The organism is Corynebacterium sp. NML140438, from assembly GCF_001875725.1.
GTDB lineage: Bacteria > Actinomycetota > Actinomycetes > Mycobacteriales > Mycobacteriaceae > Corynebacterium.
This window is the reverse complement of record NZ_MLCQ01000029.1, coordinates 46,251-65,566: the sequence shown is the minus strand read 5'-3', so window position 1 is coordinate 65,566 and position 19,316 is coordinate 46,251. Positions and strand designations below refer to the sequence as shown.

The following is a 19,316-nucleotide window of genomic DNA, read 5'->3' as shown; positions in this document are numbered from 1 at the left end:
GAGGGAGCAGCCCACACGGTAGGGTGGCCACCATGAGTCACTCCACGTCCGAGTCCCAGGTTCCGCACGCTACGGCGCGTGCGGGGCACGATCCAATGATCCGGGTGCGTGATGCGCACCTGCACAACCTGAAACATATCGACGTCGACTTGCCTCGGGATACCCTCGTGGCGGTCACTGGTGTATCGGGCTCAGGCAAGTCCAGTCTGGCCTTCGGCACTATCCATGGAGAGGCGCAGCGTCGCTATCTGGAATCTGTTTCGCCGTTTGCGCGCCGTCTGATCGGTGGCGCGGTGAACCCGCGCGTCGGGTCGGTTGCGGGTCTGCCTCCGACGGTGGCGTTGCATCAGTCCACCACCCTGGGCGGGGCGCGATCTTCCGTGGGAACGATCTCGAATATGTCGAATAGTATTCGTCTGCTCTTTTCCCGCTCTGGCAGCTACCCGGATGGCATGCGTGAGCGGTTGGAATACGGCAGGCTTGATTCCGATGCTTTCTCGCCCAACACCACGGCTGGCATGTGCCCCGAGTGCCAGGGAACTGGCACTGTGCACCGGCCGACGGAAGCGTCGATGGTGCCGGATCCCAGCCTGTCCATCTGGGACGGCGCGATCGCCGCGTGGCCGGGAGCGTGGTTAGGGAAGAACTTCCGGGACATCCTGGGCACCCTTGGTTACCCGCTGGACGTGCCGTGGCGGGATATTCCGCAGGAGGACCGCGACTGGATCCTGTTTACGGACGAGCAGCCGGTGGTCACCGTCCACCCGGTGCGGGATGAGAACGCTGTGCATGGGTCGTATAAAGGTAAGTGGCGTTCGGTTGCCACGTACCTCACGGACACCTTGGCGGAGACGGAGTCGGATAAGAACCGTCGTCGGGTGCTGTCCTTCATGCACTCATCGACGTGCCCGACGTGCCAGGGCCGCGGGTTCCAGCCGGATACCCTGCAGGTCACCTACGCCGGTTACGCCATCGACGAGTTCAATGACTTGGCGTTGAAGGACGTGCTGGCTGTCCTGGAGGATCGCCTGGAGCGCCTGGAGGGCATCGCGGAGCAGGAGTGGAACGAGCACGACGAGGCCGAAGAGCTGCTGCTGGATCAGGTGCTGCCCACGGTGCGCGCGGCGATTGAGCTGGGGCTGGGCCACTTAAGCCTCTCTCGTCCGGCACGGAGCTTGTCTGCCGGCGAGCATCAGCGCCTGCGGTTGGCATCCCAGTTGAACTCGAGCTTATTCGGCACGACCTATGTGCTGGATGAGCCCTCGGCGGGCTTGCACGTGGTGGAGCGCAAGGCTGTCTCTGAGTTGCTGCAGCGCTTCATCGACGCCGGTAATTCGGTGCTGCTGGTGGAGCACGACATGTCCCTAGTGGCCGGGTGCGATTGGATTGTGGACATCGGCCCCCGCGCAGGGGAGCGCGGCGGGGAGCTGGTGTTCTCCGGCTCGACTAGCCAGTTCCGCGCGAACGCCGAGCAGCTGGGCTCGCCCACGGCGATCGCCCTGAATGCGGACTTCCCCGAACTGACGGACACCCCCGCCGGTAACGGTGCATCCATCAGCCTGCGCGGCGTGCACGCACGCGCCTTCGACGGCGCCGACGTGGACTTCCCGCTAGGAGCACTTACTGCAGTCACGGGCGTATCCGGTTCCGGCAAGTCCACCCTGGTCATCGGGGTGTTGGCGGACGTGGTATCCCGCTCTGCCAAGCAGGTGGTCGGCGCCGAGGAAGCGTCGGACGGGGATGCGGATGCTGAGCTCACGGCAGGTTCAGATTCCTCTGGGGATTTCAGGGTGGACAGCGTAGAGGGCGTCGATAAGATCCGCAGGTTGGTGCACATCACCCAGAAGCCGATTGGGCGCACGGTGCGTTCCACCGTGGCCACCTACACGGGGCTGTTCGATCATGTCCGCAAGCTCTTCGCCGCGACCCCCGAGGCCAAGCGGCGAGGCATGTCGGTGTCGGACTTTTCCTATAACACGACAAAGGGCCGCTGCCCGGAGTGCGACGGTGCGGGCAGCATCGAGGTCGAGCTGGTGTTCCTACCCGGCACGTACACGACCTGCCCGGCCTGCCACGGCAAGCGCTACAAGCCGGAGATCCTTGAGGTGCAGTGGAACGGCCGTAGCATCGCCGACATTTTGGCGCTCACCGTGGACGAGGCGCTGGAGGTATTCGCCGAAGAGCCGAAGATTCTGCGCTCTGTCGAATTCCTGCACGCGCTCGGCCTGGGTTACCTGCGGCTGGGGGAGGGCTCCCCGGAACTTTCGGGTGGGGAGGCGCAGCGCATCAAGCTGGCCTCCGAGATGCAGCGCGGCTCCAGCCGCAAGCACAGCCTGTACCTCCTTGACGAGCCGACGACGGGCCTACACCCGGCGGATGTTGATCTGTTGCTCGCCCAGCTGCGTCGCCTTGTCGACGACGGCGCCACGGTGGTCGTCGTCGAGCACGACCTGCGGGTGGTCGCGCAAGCCGACCACATTATCGACGTCGGCCCCGGCGCCGGAGACGAGGGCGGCCAGATCTTGGCCACCGGGACGCCGGCGAAAGTCGCCCAGCAGGGCGTGGACCCGGATTCACGTTCGGTGACAGCGCAGGTGCTGGCCGAACGGGCTGGGTTGCACTGAGGCTGAGCATTGAGCGTCTGCGATCTCGTATACAACGCGGTGATGCTTGACGCGCATACGCTTCTGGGTTTGCTTATCGAGTTTGCGTAGTTCCTTCGCAGCAGAAGATTTGAAGGTGATGCGATAAGTGGCGTTTGACATAACCGAGCTTTACGCGAAGCCGAGTTCCTTTTTGAGGTCCTCAAACGAGATTTCCTCGCTCTCTTGCCGAGCAATTTCGGCGGCGCGGATGTCTTCCAGGTCCTCGAGAGCTTCGACAGCGCGGGCAAAGAATGTAGGAGAGACGACAACTGCGCGAGCGCGGCTGCCCCGGCTGGTGATAACGACAGGTGTGCGCTGCGCTTCCTCTAATAGCTGGCTCTGCGAATTGCGGAACTCGCTGGATGCCACTGATTTTATTTCCATATCGTAAATGTACATCTTGTACATATCGGTTGGCAGCGATATTTCACTGGTCGTTCCGATTCGGGCTTGTGGTCAAAAGGCGCTGTAGCGTGATTGATCTGCAAGGCTTTGCTCGTGTCGAGGTGTTTAAGGAGTGCGATGCAGTTCGACCACCGTGCTGGGCGCATGCTGGGTGGCGCGTATTCGATAAGGCACGTGTTAGCATCTGGTGACGCGCGGGCGTATACGCTGCAGAAGTTCCCACTTTGGATTTACGGAAATGGCAACAGCCGCAGAGCATCAATTCGATTTAAAGGCCGCTGCAAACTATTTGGCGGACATCCTCAATAGGGATGCGTTGAGCGAAAGCGATTCTAGGGTTGAGGGTGCCGTGGATTTGCCGAAGTTTCATGGGGCTGCCGCTTGGATTGATACGTTTTTATATCTCATTTTGGAAGTGGAAACGTCGACTGGGACCACCTTCGTGGGGTTTGAAACCCTCTTTCAGCCCGAGGGAACGTTTCAACAAGATTCGGTCGAGTATGAGAATGTCCATGATTTGTGGGCGTACGAAATTGCTGGCGATTCGTTTCTTCAAACACTCAGTTTTGAGGATCCGGATCGCATCACTTGGATGAGAGCTGATACGAAACATTTCGTTCCTGCTACCTGGAGCGATTTGCTGGATTTTGCTTATGGGTCGAATCGAATATGGGTGCGGGATTAAAGTGGCACCAGCACCGGCATGAAACCTAGGAGGATGCAGCCTCATGAGCACCGACGTACACTCCAGCTATTTCCTCGCTGATTCTTACGCGCCGCGCCTGAAGAAGATTGACAAAGAGTCGCGCGCCCTGCTTGTCGAATACCAGACTCTGCAGCCTCCTCTGGTCTTGGCAGATATGGATGTCACCAATCTCCGGGGAGTCGCTTTCCCGCGGAGCTCAGTGGAGCGGATTCGCGATTCGGACCTCGGCGAAGAGGAGCGTCAGAAAGCAATTGCTTACCTGTTGGGGTGCTGGTATATCGACCAGGTTGATGGTGTTTGGGATTTCGTTCCCATGCCTGTGGACAAGCCAGCCCTCTACTTTTCGTTTGGCCTCGGGGTCCGGACGAAGAACAGCTCGATGCTCATCGTCGCCGAGTCCGCACGAGAGATTGTGGAAGGCGGGGATCTCGCTTTTACGGAAGCTCTTTATACGTCCAATGTGAAAGTCGAACGACGACTTGCGGAAGAAAGGTCTCGTTCAGAGGAAGCTAGGACCTAGAGCCTCGCACCAATTACCCCAAAAGAAGAATTAGGAGAGAAACATGGTCTTTGCGATTTTAGGTTCAGGTGCATTAACCGCGCTATTCGTGTGCTTTTGCATCTTGGTAGTTGGATTCCTAGTCCACTTATTCACTGAGCGAAACGTGCTTTCTGCATACCGCTTCTTAGTTGCGATGATTTTACCAGTACCCGTTTTTCTGATGTACAACATATTTCGCAGTGGGATGGGCGATGGCTGGTTTAGCATTGTGGTCAGTGGGTATTTAACTACCGCAGTCATCATCAGTTTCCTTGGGCGCCTCATTGAGCGCTACAACAGCGAAGAGCGGGAATAGGAGCGACCACGAGGAAAGAGGACGTTTACTCGGCGCCTCCCGCAAGGAATTTAAAAAAGGTCCTTTGCCCGATACCGAGTCGGCTGGCCACTCCCGCTTTGGGCACACCACCGGCTGCCCAGCTTGGCGGCCGATGGGGTCGTTCACGAGTACATTGGCGTAGCTCAAGCACTAGCGACGCCGCGACCCTCGGCCTCGCCTAGAAACTTTCGCTGGGCTGCCAGATACTCGCTGAGATTCACGACGGTATCGTCAGTTGAGTCGTGGGGTGTGGCAGGCAAGTTGGTGCTCAGCCCGTTCTGTGAGTTCCAGGTTTGAACCGATTGCATAAGGCTTATCGCTAGATTGTTGGGCTGAGCATGCCACTCCTTATTCGAATCGTTGTATTCTTCCCACGCCTCCTCAAGTTCTGAGACCGTGTCGGAGGTCACCGCTCCTGCAGCGGCGGCATCAAACCAGGCGGTGGCCGCTGCTGCAAATCGGTCCTCTATTTTTACGCGTTCTTGAATCTTGGCCTTCTTGCTTCTGACAGATAGCGTGGCCATCGTTCCACCTGCAACGAGAGCCGTAAGACCAATCGCGCCAGCAACTATTGGGTATTTCCGGGTCAGTTCAATTCCACGTCCAGCTACGAGTCGCACAGTGTTTACTGCTTTCTCGGCGGTGTTAGGCTCAATCGTCACTTCTGCCAAATGTTTAACGATTTGGCCGGCACTGTTGCGGACTACACTACCGTTGCGAATGAGTTCACCTGTTTTCAATCCTTGTGCAATCGCCTCAGGGATCACGATGGCTGTTTGCTGTAGCGGCATGGTTCTCCTCTTTTTATAGGGAAAATGATGCTTCAAATTATGACCTGACGTGGACCCAAAAGCTAGAGCCATGGTCATGAAATCGGCTTTGACAGACCAGTTGGAATGCCAATTGCTAAAGGGCATTTGAAACGCCGGCGTTGAAGCGCGTTGAGCCCCAAAGCAGAAGTTCGCTTGGGCTGAGGCCCTACGCTTATCGACGATCGCCCGCTCGCATGTCGAGCGCCTCCGTTAAGCTACCTGTATGAGTTCTGTGACAACTGCTCCGCGCCTTGACCGCGCCACCATGCGCCGTAACCTCGACGGCTTCAAACACCGTTGGAACGAACGCCTCGACGGGTGGCGCTCACTCGACGAAGGCGCACTGGAGCGCAAATACGCACAATCGTACTGGGCAGAACTCCTCGCATGCTTCGGCATCACAGCCTCACGCATGGACCTGTTTGAGCAAGACGCGAAGCGCGCCTCAAGCGGACAACGCGGCTACATCGACCTCTTCTGGCCGGGCGTAGTCATCGGCGAAGCCAAGAAGCCAGGCGTCGACCTGCAAGTAGCAATCGACCAAGCCCGCGACTACCTGCTTGGCGGCACCGTCAACGACGCCGAACAACCCCGCTACATCATCGCCACCGACTTCTACCGCATCCGACTCATGCGCCTCGGTGACCCAGAAACCAGGTTCAACATCGAGTTCCCGCTCGAAGAAATCACCGATCACGTCGACGAACTCAAATTCCTCGCAGGCTACGAAGACAAACTCACCCACGTTGAGCAAACCGAAGCCTCGATCGCAGCATCAAAAATCATGGCGAACCTCTTTACCGCCATGGTCGGCGACGACGTCGACGAAGAAGTAGGCGACGCAGCCCCCACCTACATGCACGACGAAGAACTCGCGGTACAAGAAACCTCCATGTTTCTCACGCGCCTACTCTTCCTCCTGTTCGGCGATGATGCAGGGCTGTGGGAGCAGGACCTGTTTTATCGTTTCATTCTTGAGCACACCAACAGCGAGAACGTCGGCATGCAGCTTGCCGGTTTGTTCGAGGTGCTCAATACACCGGAGGAGCGTCGCCGACGTGTTCCCGATTCGATGGCCGCGTTCCCGTACGTGAACGGCACGCTGTTTGAGACCATCATGCCCACCCAGTTCTTCACCCCGGAGATGCGCGACGCGATCTTGGTTGCTTGCCGTTTCCAGTGGACCAACATCTCTCCGGCAATCTTCGGCTCCCTCTTCCAACTTGTGAAATCGAAGGAGGCACGTCGCGGCGACGGCGAGCACTACACCTCCGAGAAAAACATTCTCAATACCCTCGGCCCGCTGTTTCTCGACGAGCTTCGCGAAGAAGCTGACCGCCTCATCAACTCGAAGTCAACCAGTGTGAAAAAGCTCCAGGAGTTCCGCGACAGCCTCGCCACACACGTATGCATGGAAGCTTTCAACCCGACTTGGATACAAAATAACGGCACAGTCGCGCTGGCGGCGTGAGTGCTTCAAATGAGGCCTCGGTGGTTAAACTCAAGTTCAAGACTTAATCGATGAAGGGACACTTGGTGGCAGGAGAAACTAGAAGGCTAGAGGCTGCGGAGATCAACATCGGGAGGCTGTTGACCAGCGGCGACTTCGAGTTCGTCATTCCGGAGTACCAGCGTCCGTATGCGTGGGGTGCTGAGGAATCGCTCCAGCTGCTATCGGATCTGCTCGGTGCGCTGGAGCGGGACACCGATGAGCCGTATTTTCTCGGGTCGATTGTTCTCGTGAAGTCTCCGAACGTAGCTCGATCCGAGGTTATCGACGGGCAGCAGCGCATCACAACATTGACGTTGTTACTGTCGTTGCTTCGAGACCTCGTCGCCAACGATGACCTGCGCCGTTCCATTCACAATTTGATCGAGAAGCCTGCGGTGGAGTGGGATAACCAGCCCGCACGGCCACGTTTGAAGCTTCGTCCGCGCGACAACCAGTTCTTCTACGACTACGTGCAGACCGTGGGCAACACGGCGAAGCTCATTGAACTCAGCGACAGCATTCCCGAGACTGACTCTCAGCGGGGTCTACGAGACAACGCGAAGGCGCTTCACGACGAGTTGGTGCAGCTCAGTGCAGAGCGGTTGAAGGACTTGTTTCGGCTCATCGCTGGACGGGCTTTCTTGGTAACGGTCTCGACGCCGGATTTGAACAGTGCCTACCGGATCTTCTCGGTGATGAATGCTCGGGGTCTACCGCTTTCTCCGCAGGACATTTTTAAGTCCCAGGTGATTGGCGCGATCGACGAGAATGAAAAGCAGCACTATGCCGATCGCTGGGAGCACTTGGAGGAAAGCCTTGGTCGAGACGAGTTCGGCGATCTCTTCCTGTATATCCGAGCAATCAAGGCTCGCAACCGTGGCGTGAAGAGCCTCCTACAAGAGTTTCCAGAGCAGGTTCTCAATACTTACCTGCCGGACAATGGAAGTGGCTTCATTCGGGAGGTACTCGAACCATATGCTCGCGCCGACATCCGGTTACTGGCACAGGATTTTCAGGGCGAGGACCCACACTGGGAGCAGGTAAATCACTGGCTCAAGCGACTCGATCAGCTCGACAACGATGACTGGCGTCCTCCGGCATTGTGGGCTCTGACTGAGCACGGTGAAAACCCAGAATTTCTTGTCGATTTCTTTACCAAGTTGGAGCGCTTGGCTGCGAGCATGTTGGTTCGCCGTGTCTACGCGACCCCACGCCAGTTGCGATACATGGAACTCCTCAAGCAGCTTGCTGATGGCTTCGGACTCGAGGCCCCGGCTTTTGAACTGACCGAAAGCGAACGAGCCGAGACACGAGACCGCATTGACGGGGAGATCTATCTCGCAACTCGTGTGCGTCGCTACGTGCTGTTACGGCTTGATTCCATCTTGGCGAAGGACCCGGGTGCATCCTATGACCACCGCATCATCACCGTTGAGCACGTTCTGCCGCAAAGCCCTGCTCAAGACAGCCAGTGGGTGCGTGACTTCACTGAGGAAGAAACAGCGACGTGGACACATAAGTTGGGTAACCTGTTGCTGTTGAATCGACGTGCGAACTCACGGGCGCAGAACTTCGATTTCGACGTGAAGAAGGACAAGTACTTCACCTCGGGTAAAGGCGTGGCCGTGTTCGCTTTGACGACCCAGGTACTGGCGGAACCAGTGTGGACTCCCGAGGTCGTTGAGCGCCGCCAAGAGGAGCTGGTGGACCTGCTGGTCAAGGAGTGGCAACTCTAGCTGGGCGCTAACCTGAATGGTGTGTACCGAATTGTCGACCCTGAGGGCAATGATGTTGCCGAAGGTGAGGTCGGCGAAATGATCCTTCAGTCCGAATCGATGATGAAGGGTTACTGGAACAAGCCGGAAGAGACCACGAAGACTATCCGGGATGGCTGGCTGCACACTGGTGACCAGGTAAAACGTGGATCTGACGGATTCATGACGCTGGTCGACCGGATGAAGGACATGATCATCTCCGGTGGGAAGAACATCTATTCCGCCGAGGTGGAGAATGCTGTCTCTGGTCACCCCTGATGTTCTGGACGTGGCTGTTGTGGGTGATCTTCACGAGGTGTACGGGGAGACGGTTGTTGCGGTGATCGTGCCGACTGATCCGGAGAACCCGCCCACGCTGGAGTCGATTCGCGTACACGCCGCGCAGACGCTCTCGAAGTTCAATGCGGCTCTTCGCGTTTTGGAGTGTGTAGCTGACCGTAGAGCCTGGTTCGGGGTGGCGCAACATGTAGGGGTCCTGGCCGGTACAAGTTGAGAGTTACGACGCTTGCATCTGACCGAACCAGGACCGTACTTGCAGCCTAGTGGCAGCCTCGTCGCAGACACTATCTGCCGCGCGGCAGTAATCTGCTTGACGTTTACCGGAGCCGCCGACGCGGGCGCCTCCACTATCATCGACGCCGCCCCGGTTGCTGTCGACGGGCACTGCCCCGACTGCACCCACCCCGGGAAACTGCGTGATGACTCTGTCCGCTGACTGGTTGACCTGCCGGTGGTGGGGTTTCCCACCTGCCTGCACGTTCTTGTCCCCCGATTCACCTGCACCATTCAACAATGCTGGAGGACAATCTTCCAAGTTTCCCTTAACTGTGCCGATTACGGGGCCGAGCTCACTCACCGGGTTACCGGCTAGATCCTCCAGCGGCTGGCCATCGACGTCGCTCCGGTGACGATAGCCAGCACCGCGGCGGTGGCCGCGCCCGAGGACACGTCGGTGATGCCCGGTTCGGCCAACGGGTTGCGGAAGACCGCCTGCATGACCAACCCAGCAACGGCCAGGGAAGTGCCTACCAAACCGGCGACGACCACCCGCGGCAAACAGATGGTCCAAATTAGCGCGGTGCGGGCCTGGGTCGCGCCGGGCATGTCGACGCCGAGACGGTCGGCGATGGGCCCGAGTAGGGCGGCGGTCGCGTCGGACAGTGAGACGCTGACCGGGCCGAGGGAGATTCCCGCGAGGACCGTGACGAGCACCGCCGCGGTCAGGATGGCCCCGATAGTCGTCTACCGGGCCCGACGTGCGATGGGGGTGGAAACGTTGACGGACACCCTGGAAACGTATCGAAAATAAAGTCTGGTTTCACATAGCTCTGGGGCGGGCCGCCGCCGCTAACTGGGCTTGTTCGCGTTCGGGTAGGCGTCCAGCCCAGGGAAGGCGGGCGTGTCGGGATGGGTGTCGCGGTAGCGGGGCAGGAGAACATGGCGTCGTACAGCTCCCTCTTGTCCTCCTCTTCGGCGGAATTGCGCACGATCAGCTTCATGATGAGGTCGCCGCGGCGTTCGCGCCAGCATCCAGAAGCGCCAGCGCCCGGTCGGCCCGGGCATCTGCGTCGCGGTCGGTCAGAGCGTCGAGTAGTTCGTCGTCGAGATTCAGATCACGGTGCACGGCTGTCATGGCCGCCACCTTTCCACCCCCGAAACGATCCCGCAGCCGAAACGGCCTCCGGGCTCATTGGTTCTCCGTGTCCTTGTACCCGTACGGCGACACCGCGTACACCGTCGCCGCCAGCGCCAACCGGGTGGCCTGTCCACGCCGGGCTCGATGCGCAGGCGGTAGCGGTACCTGGACAGGAAGTAGGCGCAGAACCCCATGCTTTCCCTGCTTATCGACGCCACCGGCGGCCCCTCGCCGGCCTCCACGTGGATGGCGAGGTTGAGGCGGAACCACCGCCAGATCTCGGTAATGTGCGCCACCGGCGTGCCGTCAGGCAGGGCGGCGTCGCAATCGGCGCCGCCCATGCTGCGCGGGTCGGTGATGTGGAGCAGGTCGACGGGGCCGTCGGGGCCGGTGGTCTCGAGGACCATCACTCGGGGAATGAGGAACCCGGGTTCCTCCAGGCGCGGCCTGCGGTTGACGTGGCCGATGATGTCGCTGCCGGCGTCGCGGACGACCATGTCGGTGCTCGACGTCTGCTCGAAGGCGAGCTCGTCGAGTTCGAGGAAACCCGACCCGCCCGCGACGGTCCGGGGAGGGGGAGCAGCCGCAGCGGGCCGCAAGTCGGTTCACCCCGACGAGGCATGGGAGGGGGCTGGGCCGTTCTTCCCCGTGGTCGGCCCAGTAGCTCGACTCGGTGGCCTGCTCCCACAAACTGCGTTCGTCGGTCATGGCGGTTCCTCCAATTGGCCGTGGTGTGCTGCCGTGGCGTGCCGTTGCGTCGAATTTAGCCGAATTCTTCCGGCGGCGCCGCGTCCCCCGGGGCGCGAACTCGCCGGGCCACAGTCCCCAGTCTTACCGGTGGGAGCGGGCCGCGCTGGCCAATCAGATCGCCGGGCGGCTGCACCGCCAGTTCCAGTGGGGCGGGGCGCTGACCCAGGAGTAGCCCGCCCCACGTCGATCGGGCGCGGCTGATGTTCGAGCTGGTCGATCCGGGCCTGAGGCTGCTCACCCGGTTCATCGGGCCGCGGGCTGGCTGTGGGGTCGGGGACACGGAGGATTTCTATGCGTCGTGGTCGAACGGTGTGTTAGCATCGTTGACGCAGCGGGTATCGGTTTCCCGTGGCGTGCCCGCCCATCCGAAGGAGAGACATGACCGCCGAAATGACCCCCATCACCAGCTGGACCCTCATGCAGGAAATCCCGATTCCCCAGGACATCGGGCCGATCCTGGTTCAGGGCGAGCGTCCCATCACGGCGTACAAGACCTTCCGCGATTCCGCGATCTTCACCGACCGCCGATTAATCGTCCGCGATGCCCAGGGGCTGCGCGGCAAGAAGGTCGAGCTGTACTCGCTGCCGTATTCGTCGATCAACATGTGGTCGTCGGAGAACGCGGGCACCCTCGACTTCAATGCGGAGCTGGAGTTGTGGACCCGCGCCGGGCACATCAAGGTCAAGCTGGGCCGGGACATCGACATCCGTCGCCTCGATCAGCTGATCGCCCACGCGGTGTTCGGGCAGCTGTAAGCCCGGGCGCTCCCGCAGGTGCCGGTGGCCGATGGTCGGGGGCGAGTCGGTCCTCGGATGCTCGCCCGTGCTTTGCGACGGCCGTCGGTGAACCCTCGACACCGTATGCCCTAGGGGCATGATGTGTGGAGTTGAGCGGCGCGCCCCCGTTTTCCGACGGGTTGGGCGAGGCCACGACGATGATGATCGCCATCATCGACTCGCTGAAGGTGCTCTACACCCTACGCCCTACGTCCGCCGCTAGGCGAAGCGTTTGGCATACCAGCCGATCAGCGCCACCGAATCGGGCGTGACCACCTGCCGGCGGGCGTCGATGCCCCTTCATCGCGCCGTCGGCGACGGTCGCGGCTTCCCACTCGGCGTCGGAGGTCACGTCCAGCTTGCGGTAGGCGCACGTTTCGCCGAGCTTAACGACGTCCTCGTTCGCCGTCGTCATGCAGGTCCGTCGCGATGACGGAATCGTCGCGGGCGATGAAGCGCTTGGCCAGTTCGAGGCCGAAGCCGGAGGCAGCGCCGGTAATCAGGACCGTGCGAGGACCCTGGGGAGTGGGGGAGCGGAAGAGTTTGCGGCTGATGTTCACCATTCGAACGTTAGCGACGCCGCGGCGACGGCGAGGGCCAATTCTCGACTGGCCTCCGCCGGATTTTCCGGTCACCTTCCTAGACACCTTCCTCCTCGCCATCGTGATCGAGTGGTGCCCGTGGTCAGGATTCGAACAAGCCCTGGCCCACGTAGCCGTCCTCGCCGATTCCCGGCGCGACGGGGAACACCGACGACGAGGTCGTCCTCAGGTACTCGATAAACATGTCGTCCCTGGCCATGTTCTGGTGCACCTTCGCGAAACGCTCCGGCGTCCGCCTCGGCTTCGAACTCCCGTTTGGGGCCGACGCCGATCCGCATCATTCAGAACACCATCCAGGTGACCATCGCCACGGCGATGAGCGACATGGTGCCGCCGATGACCTCCTGGGCCTTGAAGGAGAGTTTGGTGCGGCCGAACGTGAACACGGCGCCGAGGATCAGGGAACCGATTACGGTGATGGTCACGCCCCACCAGATCTTCTGACGGGCATCTTCCCGTCCTCGTTTGCGGGCGTACGCCAGGAGGATGCCCACGATCAGGGCCGCCTCGAGGCCTTCACGCAGGCCGATGAGGAAGGAAGCGGGGAACATGCGGTCGACCTTTCGGAGGAGGGCGGCGCTCCGGCAGGTAAATTACCGTCACCATCCCTCATGAACTTAGGTAAACCTTGCTACTAGACGGTTGGAATTCAAACCTGAATAGGTAAGTACAGGCTTGGTTACGGCCCAATTCGGGGTGTTCGGCGGGGCGGGTTCGCACCGTGTTCGACCATGCTTGCGCCAATGCCCATGTCGTCGCCTATGTCAGCATCGACAGCAGGAATACGGAATCCTCGTCGGCATCGACCCGGTGGGGAACCATCGACGGCAGATGTGCGACACGGCCCGGTGTTAGGGTTTCTGTCCGGTCGCCCACCGAGAAACGCACACGGCCTTCCATACACTGCACCAGAATCGGATGGGCGGCACGGTGGTCGGGCAGGGACTGGCCCGCCCGGAAGCGCATGGCGATCAGGTTCACGCCGTCCGCGGTCTGCAACCGCTGCACCGCCGGGCCGTCGCCGTCCACGGGTGCGGGTGCCGCCGCGATGACATCATGGAAGCTCAGCACGTCCGGATCGGCGGCCAGATCGGCCTTCTGCTCCTCGTCGAGGAATTCGATCTCCCTACGGGCATCGCGCACGCGGGCCACGATGCCGATTGAGGCGAGAGAGTCGTCGTGTTTGACGAATGTGCTGCGCATGCTCAGGACCCGTCGGCGCGCCGCCGGCTGCCTGATCGCGTTGACGACGATCCGCGCGACCCCGGCAGGGCCTTCGTCCTCGAGCATCTGGCTCGGCTTGAGCAGGCCCATCTCGCCGATGCGGACCTGTTCGACCTCGAAGCCGTGATCCTCGAGCAGCTGCCGCCATTCGGCGGGGGTGAGGGGGACGGGCATTGACGCGAATCGCCTTCGACATGGCGACCCGGATCTCGTCCTTAGTCGATGGCGGGAGGTCATCGGGGGTCAGTGCGAGTTCGTGGATCGCGTACCGGCCACCGGGCGCGAGGACGCGGCGGACCTCGTCGAGGATGGCATTCTTACCCTTGTCCCCCTGCATGGTGAGCATCGCTTCGCCGATGACGGCGTCCGCTGAATCGTCGTCGAGCCCCGTCGACTGGGCCTTGCCCTTCACTACGCGACCCTGGCCGCTCACGACCTTGGCTGTGGTCTGTACGGCGGCTTCGTCTTCGTCGACTCCGACGTATCCGGACGGCCGTCGCTTCAGGATCTCTGCCGCCGTGATGCCCAGGCCCGGGGCCAGTTCGACGACTCGGGCGTCGGTGAGGCGGGACTGGTCGAGGATCCACTCTGTCATCTTCCGGCCTCCGGGGCGCAGCACCTTCTTTCCGAGCCTGGCCAATAGCCAATGTCCCTGGAGTTTATCGAAATCCCTGTCGCGGGCGGTCATGCTTAACTCCTTCGTAGAGTGTCGGTGGTGGCGGTGTCGTCGGAACGTGGCTGCCAATAATCCGAATATGAAATACCGATTACTAGAAAATAGCTTAGGCTAAGCTAAAGTTCTTGTCGAGAAGGCGGTGAAAAGCCAGATCAAGCCGTCGCAAAGCAGCTTTGCGACGGCCCGAAAGGGGAGTTGGTTCGAGAAATGCCCCGGTCAGCGGTCCTGCGGAGTTTGGTCGACGAGCTCGTCGGCGGCGGCCGCCCGGCGGTCGTCGCGGGGTCATCGTCGGGTCCCGCTCTGGCACCGGTTCGCTTGGCGACGGCCTCCGCCTTGGCGTCGCATCTGGTCACCACGGCGGCGAAACGGCACGGGGAGTTGGGCGTGGACGGGGTCTGGTTAATGTCAGTCATCATCGTCGGCGGTACGCGCGGACACGAGGCCCCGCTATGCATCGACTGACCCGGGGAAGTCTGTGTCAGCGGTGCCATGCCCGGAGTGCCGGAGGAGATCTAGGGGATGGGACGGCGCCGGGCGCCGGTGCGGGCCGTGTACTTTGGAGGCAACGCCGTCTCAGGAGGGAACGTCATGGATCGTGAGGAAATCACCCGCACCCTGCAGCTGACTCTGATTTCGTCTCTTGGATTTTCAAGGCAGAAAATTGCTCTAAAGCTCTAGAGCTGTATATAGTTCGAGCCAAGAGATACCCCCTCCAAGCCTATGCGTTGCAAGCTTAAATGCGAGGGGGGCTTTTGCGTAGCAAGTCAAAGGCTTAAGCGACATTTGTGTGTAACTAGCCACGTCCAGCCCACCTTTTCTCACGCTTAAGCTGGGGTTTTGAAACGGGCACCCCGACAGTGGCAGCTTTGCATTTGCTGGAAGGAGCCCCGTAAATGGGCTGCGATAGAGGTCAAGCCTCTTTCCCATGAGGGAAATGTACAGATGACTGGAGCCTTTCACTATCTGTGGAGGCATATTCGATGCCGAATGGTTGGTTGGGTCACGAGAGGCAGGTCGACCTGCTTCGTCAGCGCAGCATGCACATCGATGACAGCGCAGCTGCAGGTATTCAGAAGACTGAAAGGGTAGCGGTGTGGCGAGTGCCCGGTAACACCTGAGTGAGTATCCGGTAGCGGATCATTCAAGCGCGATGTAGGCGTTGGGCCGTTATTCGCAACCTGCGAACGAGCATCAGCGCCAGGAGCTGCTCTTTGCTTAATTACGCGGAGATGGCCGGTGACCACGCAGGGCACAAGGTCTAGCTGTCCCAGTCCACCGCCCAGGGATCCTCTTCTTCCTGCTGTTCGATCAGCGCGTTGATCGGCTCTGTCAGATGTTGGTCGATCACCGTCCACGCCGCTTCGTTCTGGTCCTGGAGGAAAATCTTCTCCATCGCTTCGCTGCTTCGAGGCAAATTCTTGATGTCCTTCGCCCAACCGGCTAGGCGTTGAGCTTTCCTCGTTTGCGCTAACAGATCGACCTCCTGGTTGAGTTCCAACCACAGCTCCTCGACGGCCTGCGGGCTGTGGTCCCTCCCGAGCGTTTTCAGTGCTTCCTCCACGGTGGTTTTCATGACGGCGTCGACAGCTGCTGCGCGTTCGATCGATGGGTGGTGGTAGCGCATCATCCCAACCACCTTGTAAGGGTTCCCGTCGGTAGCTTCCAGAGCTTTGATCACGAGTTGCCCGGCTTGGTACTGCAGGAACTGGAACATTACCCGGTAGAACGCCTGGTCTTTCTCCTCCTGGATCCCTGGTGTCTCGCGCAGATAATTGAATACTTCTACTTCCATTGCGCGGTGTTCGCTGTGAAGCTCGCGAAGCAGTGTGTAGGCCGTCGGCTCGTTTGCGTTCTCCGGGTCGATGATTTTCAGGTACTCCACGAGGAAAAAGATAGAGTCGCTATCGCGGTCGGTCATCGGGAGGTCCCAGTCGGAGCCGCCGAAAATATCGGGGACAAGGCGTTTCGGGTAGCCGTGGAACCGCACTGTGGGCGTTGTTGTCATGATTGGTCTCCTTCGGTGTCGTTGGTGTTGCTGCAATGTAGCGAACGGGTCCGACATTTCGCCGGGCAAGCACGCGGGCAAGCCTGTATTGGTCGTGCTGTTGGCGCGTTTTAGCAGGTAGAAGTCGGGATGCAGCGTCCATGTTGACGAAGGCGTGTTCGAGTGGGGTGGCGGAGGGGCGTCGAAAAGCAGTGAAGGGCAGGGGCGCAGAAAATGTGACCCATGTCCCAAAAATTCGGTGGATTTTTTCCTGCGACGCTTTTGCAATGAGGGAAAACTAACAGGGGTCCAGCCAATGAAGTGCTCGCCACGGAAGGGGCGCCACGAAGAAAGGATTCACATGTCTATCGATCAACAGATCTCTGACTATTACGGCAAATTGCAGAAGAGGAACGCGGGGGAACCGGAGTTCCACCAGGCACTCGCGGAAGTGCTTGACTCCCTCAAGATCGTCCTCAACAAGGATCCTCACTACGCTGACTACGGACTCATCGAGCGTCTCTGCGAGCCAGAGCGCCAGCTTGTGTTCCGCGTCCCATGGGTCGATGACAACGGGCAAATCCAGGTCAACCGCGGCTTCCGCGTGCAGTTCAACTCCGCGCTCGGCCCCTACAAGGGCGGGCTGCGATTCCACCCGAGCGTGAACCTGGGCATCATCAAGTTCCTGGGCTTCGAGCAGATCTTCAAGAACTCCCTGACCGGCCTGCCGATCGGCGGCGCGAAAGGTGGCTCTGACTTCGACCCGAAGGGCAAGTCCGACGCCGAGATCATGCGCTTCTGCCAGTCCTTCATGACGGAGCTGCACACCCACATCGGCGAATACCGCGATGTGCCAGCCGGTGACATCGGCGTTGGCGCACGCGAGATCGGCTACCTCTTTGGCCAGTACCGCCGCTTGGAAAACGGCCACGAGTCCGGCGTGATCACCGGCAAGGGGCTGAAGTGGGGCGGCTCGCTCGTGCGTACCGAGGCAACCGGCTACGGCCTGGTCTACCTCGCCTCCGAAATGATGCAGACGCACGGCGAGACCTTCGAGGGCTCCAAGGTCATCGTCTCCGGCTCCGGCAACGTGGCCATCTACGCTGCCGAGAAGGTACAGCAGCTCGGCGGCGTGGTTGTGGCCATGTCGGACTCCTCCGGCTACGTCACCACCCCGAACGGCGTGGACATCGAACTGCTCAAGGACGTCAAGGAAGTGCGCCGCGGGCGCATCTCCACCTACGCGGCTGAGGCCGGCGAGGGCGTCGAATTCCACCGGGATGGCAACGTGTGGGAGGTCCAGGCGGACGTCGCCCTGCCGTGCGCCACCCAGAACGAGCTCGATGGTGACGACGCCAAACTCCTCGTGGACAACGGTGTCCGCTACGTCGCCGAGGGCGCAAACATGCCGTGCACCCCAGCGGCTGCGCACTACTTCCAGCAGAAGGGGATCGCGTTCGCGCCGGGCAAGGCAGCCAACGCAGGTGGCGTGGCCACCTCCGCGCTGGAGATGCAGCAGAACGCCTCGCGCGACTCCTGGTCCTTCGAGTACACCGACCAGCGTTTGCATGAGATCATGTCGAACATCTTCAAGACGGTCGATTCGACCGCAAAGGAGTACGACATGGAGGGCGACTACGTGGCCGGCGCGAACATCGCGGGCTTCAAGAAGGTCGCTGACGCGATGCTGGCGCAGGGTGTTATCTAACAATGCATGAATGTGCGTTGATAGCATAAAATACGATTAATTGCCCACTGTCGACACTGACTTAAGACCGGTTCGGTAGTGGGCAGGCGTGTTTCCAGGGGTAGGAAGAAAGAAATTTTCCTGAATAACATACACTGGGCCGCATAGCTGTTACACTCCCGTGTATGTCAGAGCAAACAGTGTTGAACGTAGCAGTCGCGGGCGCTACCGGGTACGCCGGCGGCGAGATCCTCCGCCTGCTACTCGGCCACCCGGCATACCTCGCGGGCGAGCTCGAGATCGGTGCGCTCACCGGGGCCTCCAACGCGGGCGCCTCGGTAGGGGAGCTCATGCCGCACCTGCCCGAGCTTGCCGGCCGCGTCATTGAACCCACCACCGTGGAGGTACTCGCGGGCCACGACGTTGTCTTCCTCGGCTTGCCGCACGGGCACTCCGCGAAGATCGGCGCGGCGCTGCCGCCAGAGGTCACGGTCATCGACTGCGCCGCGGACTTCCGGCTGCGCAGCGCCGATGCCTGGCAGCACTACTACGGTTCCGAGCACGCCGGGTCCTGGCCGTACGGCCTGCCGGAGCTGCCCGGCCACCGCGATCAGATCGCGGCAGCTACGCGGATCGCGGTGCCCGGCTGCTTCCCGACGGGCGCTACGCTCGCGGCGTGGCCAGCGGTCGCATCCGGCCTGGTAGAGCCGGACCTGACCATCGTCTCCGTCACCGGCGTGTCCGGCGCAGGCAAGAAGGCGAGCGTTGCCATGCTGGGCGCGGAAACGATGGGCTCGCTGAAGGCCTACAGCGCTGGCGGCACCCACCGGCACACCCCGGAGATCCAGCAGAACTTGCAGGAAGTAGCGCAGTCTCCGGTCGGCATCAGCTTCACGCCGGTGCTCGCACCGCTGCCGCGCGGCATCCTCACCACCGTGGTCGCACCCCTTGCCCAGGGTGTGGACGCTGCCGCTGTCCGTGCAGCGTACGAATCCGCCTACGCGGGCGAAGCCTTCGTCACCCTGCTCCCGGCCGGGCAGCAGCCGCAGACGCAGCACGTGGTCGGCTCAAACATGTGCCACGTGCAGGTAGCAGTCGACGAATCGGCCAAGAAACTGGTGGTCACCAGTGCCATCGACAACCTCACCAAAGGCACCGGCGGCGGTGCCGTGCAGTGCATGAACCTTGCACTCGGGCTCGAAGAGACCGCGGGGCTCTCGCGAGCCGGGGTGGCTCCGTAACCGCCAGCCTCACTCCATCTCTACTT

23 protein-coding genes and 1 pseudogene are annotated in these 19,316 nt (G+C 60.8%); 14 read left to right on the top strand and 10 right to left on the bottom strand.

The window, feature by feature from the left end:
* Positions 1-32 precede the first annotated feature (32 nt).
* Entirely contained in the window at positions 33-2,624 is a 2,592-nt protein-coding gene (locus tag BJP08_RS08865) for an excinuclease ABC subunit UvrA (protein ID WP_071569256.1), read from the top strand.
* Positions 2,625-2,774: 150 nt separating this feature from the next.
* On the opposite strand, the gene BJP08_RS08860 is transcribed toward BJP08_RS08865, so the two are convergent.
* Complete coding sequence (locus BJP08_RS08860) at positions 2,775-3,029, bottom strand: type II toxin-antitoxin system prevent-host-death family antitoxin (RefSeq protein ID WP_070363564.1); 255 nt, start codon at positions 3,027-3,029, stop codon at positions 2,775-2,777.
* Between the two features lie 259 nt (positions 3,030-3,288).
* Between BJP08_RS08860 and BJP08_RS08855 the strand changes: the two genes are divergently transcribed.
* From BJP08_RS08855 to BJP08_RS08845, 3 genes are read left to right on the top strand one after another with little or no spacing between them, the layout of a single operon-like run.
* Positions 3,289-3,735, top strand: a complete 447-nt coding sequence (locus BJP08_RS08855; protein ID WP_071569255.1) for a hypothetical protein — start codon at positions 3,289-3,291, stop codon at positions 3,733-3,735.
* Positions 3,736-3,778: 43 nt separating this feature from the next.
* Positions 3,779-4,276, top strand: a complete 498-nt coding sequence (locus BJP08_RS08850; RefSeq protein WP_071569254.1) for a hypothetical protein — start codon at positions 3,779-3,781, stop codon at positions 4,274-4,276.
* Between the two features lie 43 nt (positions 4,277-4,319).
* Entirely contained in the window at positions 4,320-4,613 is a 294-nt protein-coding gene (locus BJP08_RS08845; protein ID WP_071569253.1) for a hypothetical protein, read from the top strand.
* A gap of 164 nt (positions 4,614-4,777) precedes the next feature.
* Here the strand turns inward: BJP08_RS08845 and BJP08_RS08840 are convergent, their stop codons facing one another.
* Complete coding sequence (locus BJP08_RS08840; RefSeq protein WP_071569252.1) at positions 4,778-5,425, bottom strand: hypothetical protein; 648 nt, start codon at positions 5,423-5,425, stop codon at positions 4,778-4,780.
* Between the two features lie 244 nt (positions 5,426-5,669).
* On the opposite strand from BJP08_RS08840, the gene BJP08_RS11915 reads away from it, so the two are divergent.
* From BJP08_RS11915 to BJP08_RS11480, 5 genes are read left to right on the top strand one after another with little or no spacing between them, the layout of a single operon-like run.
* Positions 5,670-6,917, top strand: a complete 1,248-nt coding sequence (locus BJP08_RS11915; RefSeq protein WP_177221750.1) for a type IIL restriction-modification enzyme MmeI — start codon at positions 5,670-5,672, stop codon at positions 6,915-6,917.
* Between the two features lie 50 nt (positions 6,918-6,967).
* Positions 6,968-8,674 (top strand): DUF262 domain-containing protein, encoded by a 1,707-nt coding sequence (locus tag BJP08_RS08830; protein WP_071569251.1) that lies wholly within the window; start codon positions 6,968-6,970, stop codon positions 8,672-8,674.
* Positions 8,675-8,695: 21 nt separating this feature from the next.
* Positions 8,696-8,971: an AMP-binding protein gene (locus BJP08_RS11910; RefSeq protein ID WP_071569250.1), complete on the top strand. Its 276-nt coding sequence runs from the start codon at positions 8,696-8,698 to the stop codon at positions 8,969-8,971.
* A complete protein-coding gene (locus BJP08_RS11905) occupies positions 8,949-9,206 on the top strand; it encodes a hypothetical protein (protein WP_071569249.1) in 258 nt (85 codons plus the stop codon). The genes BJP08_RS11910 and BJP08_RS11905 overlap by 23 nt, the downstream gene beginning before the upstream one ends.
* A gap of 12 nt (positions 9,207-9,218) precedes the next feature.
* Positions 9,219-9,428, top strand: a complete 210-nt coding sequence (locus BJP08_RS11480; RefSeq protein WP_143110083.1) for a hypothetical protein — start codon at positions 9,219-9,221, stop codon at positions 9,426-9,428.
* 152 nt (positions 9,429-9,580) lie between these two features.
* Here BJP08_RS11480 and BJP08_RS08810 read toward each other — a convergent pair whose 3' ends face one another.
* Positions 9,581-9,925 (bottom strand): iron chelate uptake ABC transporter family permease subunit, encoded by a 345-nt coding sequence (locus BJP08_RS08810; protein ID WP_083428489.1) that lies wholly within the window; start codon positions 9,923-9,925, stop codon positions 9,581-9,583.
* Positions 9,926-10,208: 283 nt separating this feature from the next.
* Positions 10,209-10,346: a hypothetical protein gene (locus tag BJP08_RS11705; protein WP_177221749.1), complete on the bottom strand. Its 138-nt coding sequence runs from the start codon at positions 10,344-10,346 to the stop codon at positions 10,209-10,211.
* Between the two features lie 195 nt (positions 10,347-10,541).
* Here BJP08_RS11705 and BJP08_RS11475 point away from each other — a divergent pair, with 195 nt between their 5' ends.
* Complete coding sequence (locus BJP08_RS11475) at positions 10,542-11,300, top strand: hypothetical protein (protein ID WP_143110082.1); 759 nt, start codon at positions 10,542-10,544, stop codon at positions 11,298-11,300.
* Positions 11,301-11,477: 177 nt separating this feature from the next.
* Positions 11,478-11,855, top strand: a complete 378-nt coding sequence (locus BJP08_RS08800; RefSeq protein ID WP_071569246.1) for a PH domain-containing protein — start codon at positions 11,478-11,480, stop codon at positions 11,853-11,855.
* 214 nt (positions 11,856-12,069) lie between these two features.
* Here BJP08_RS08800 and BJP08_RS08795 read toward each other — a convergent pair whose 3' ends face one another.
* The 5 genes and pseudogenes from BJP08_RS08795 to BJP08_RS08775 all read right to left on the bottom strand — a co-directional run.
* On the bottom strand, positions 12,070-12,291 hold the full coding sequence (locus tag BJP08_RS08795; RefSeq protein WP_071569245.1) for a hypothetical protein: 222 nt from the start codon (positions 12,289-12,291) through the stop codon (positions 12,070-12,072).
* Entirely contained in the window at positions 12,263-12,511 is a 249-nt protein-coding gene (locus tag BJP08_RS11700) for a hypothetical protein (protein ID WP_071569244.1), read from the bottom strand. The genes BJP08_RS08795 and BJP08_RS11700 overlap by 29 nt, the downstream gene beginning before the upstream one ends.
* A 248-nt stretch (positions 12,512-12,759) precedes the next feature.
* Entirely contained in the window at positions 12,760-13,029 is a 270-nt protein-coding gene (locus BJP08_RS08785; RefSeq protein ID WP_071569243.1) for an FTR1 family protein, read from the bottom strand.
* A 208-nt stretch (positions 13,030-13,237) separates the two neighbouring features.
* A complete protein-coding gene (locus tag BJP08_RS08780) occupies positions 13,238-13,621 on the bottom strand; it encodes a cupin domain-containing protein (RefSeq protein ID WP_255364825.1) in 384 nt (127 codons plus the stop codon).
* A pseudogene (locus tag BJP08_RS08775) lies at positions 13,619-14,390 on the bottom strand (methyltransferase domain-containing protein); the annotation flags it as partial. The gene BJP08_RS08780 and the pseudogene BJP08_RS08775, both read right to left, overlap by 3 nt.
* A 195-nt stretch (positions 14,391-14,585) precedes the next feature.
* Here BJP08_RS08775 and BJP08_RS08770 point away from each other — a divergent pair.
* On the top strand, positions 14,586-14,840 hold the full coding sequence (locus BJP08_RS08770) for a hypothetical protein (protein ID WP_071569241.1): 255 nt from the start codon (positions 14,586-14,588) through the stop codon (positions 14,838-14,840).
* Positions 14,841-15,636: 796 nt separating this feature from the next.
* Here BJP08_RS08770 and BJP08_RS08765 read toward each other — a convergent pair.
* On the bottom strand, positions 15,637-16,383 hold the full coding sequence (locus tag BJP08_RS08765; RefSeq protein ID WP_071569240.1) for a hypothetical protein: 747 nt from the start codon (positions 16,381-16,383) through the stop codon (positions 15,637-15,639).
* Between the two features lie 340 nt (positions 16,384-16,723).
* Here BJP08_RS08765 and gdhA point away from each other — a divergent pair, with 340 nt between their 5' ends.
* Positions 16,724-18,070: an NADP-specific glutamate dehydrogenase gene (gene gdhA, locus BJP08_RS08760; RefSeq protein ID WP_071569239.1), complete on the top strand. Its 1,347-nt coding sequence runs from the start codon at positions 16,724-16,726 to the stop codon at positions 18,068-18,070.
* A gap of 164 nt (positions 18,071-18,234) precedes the next feature.
* Complete coding sequence (gene argC / locus BJP08_RS08755; protein WP_071569238.1) at positions 18,235-19,290, top strand: N-acetyl-gamma-glutamyl-phosphate reductase; 1,056 nt, start codon at positions 18,235-18,237, stop codon at positions 19,288-19,290.
* Positions 19,291-19,316 lie beyond the last annotated feature (26 nt).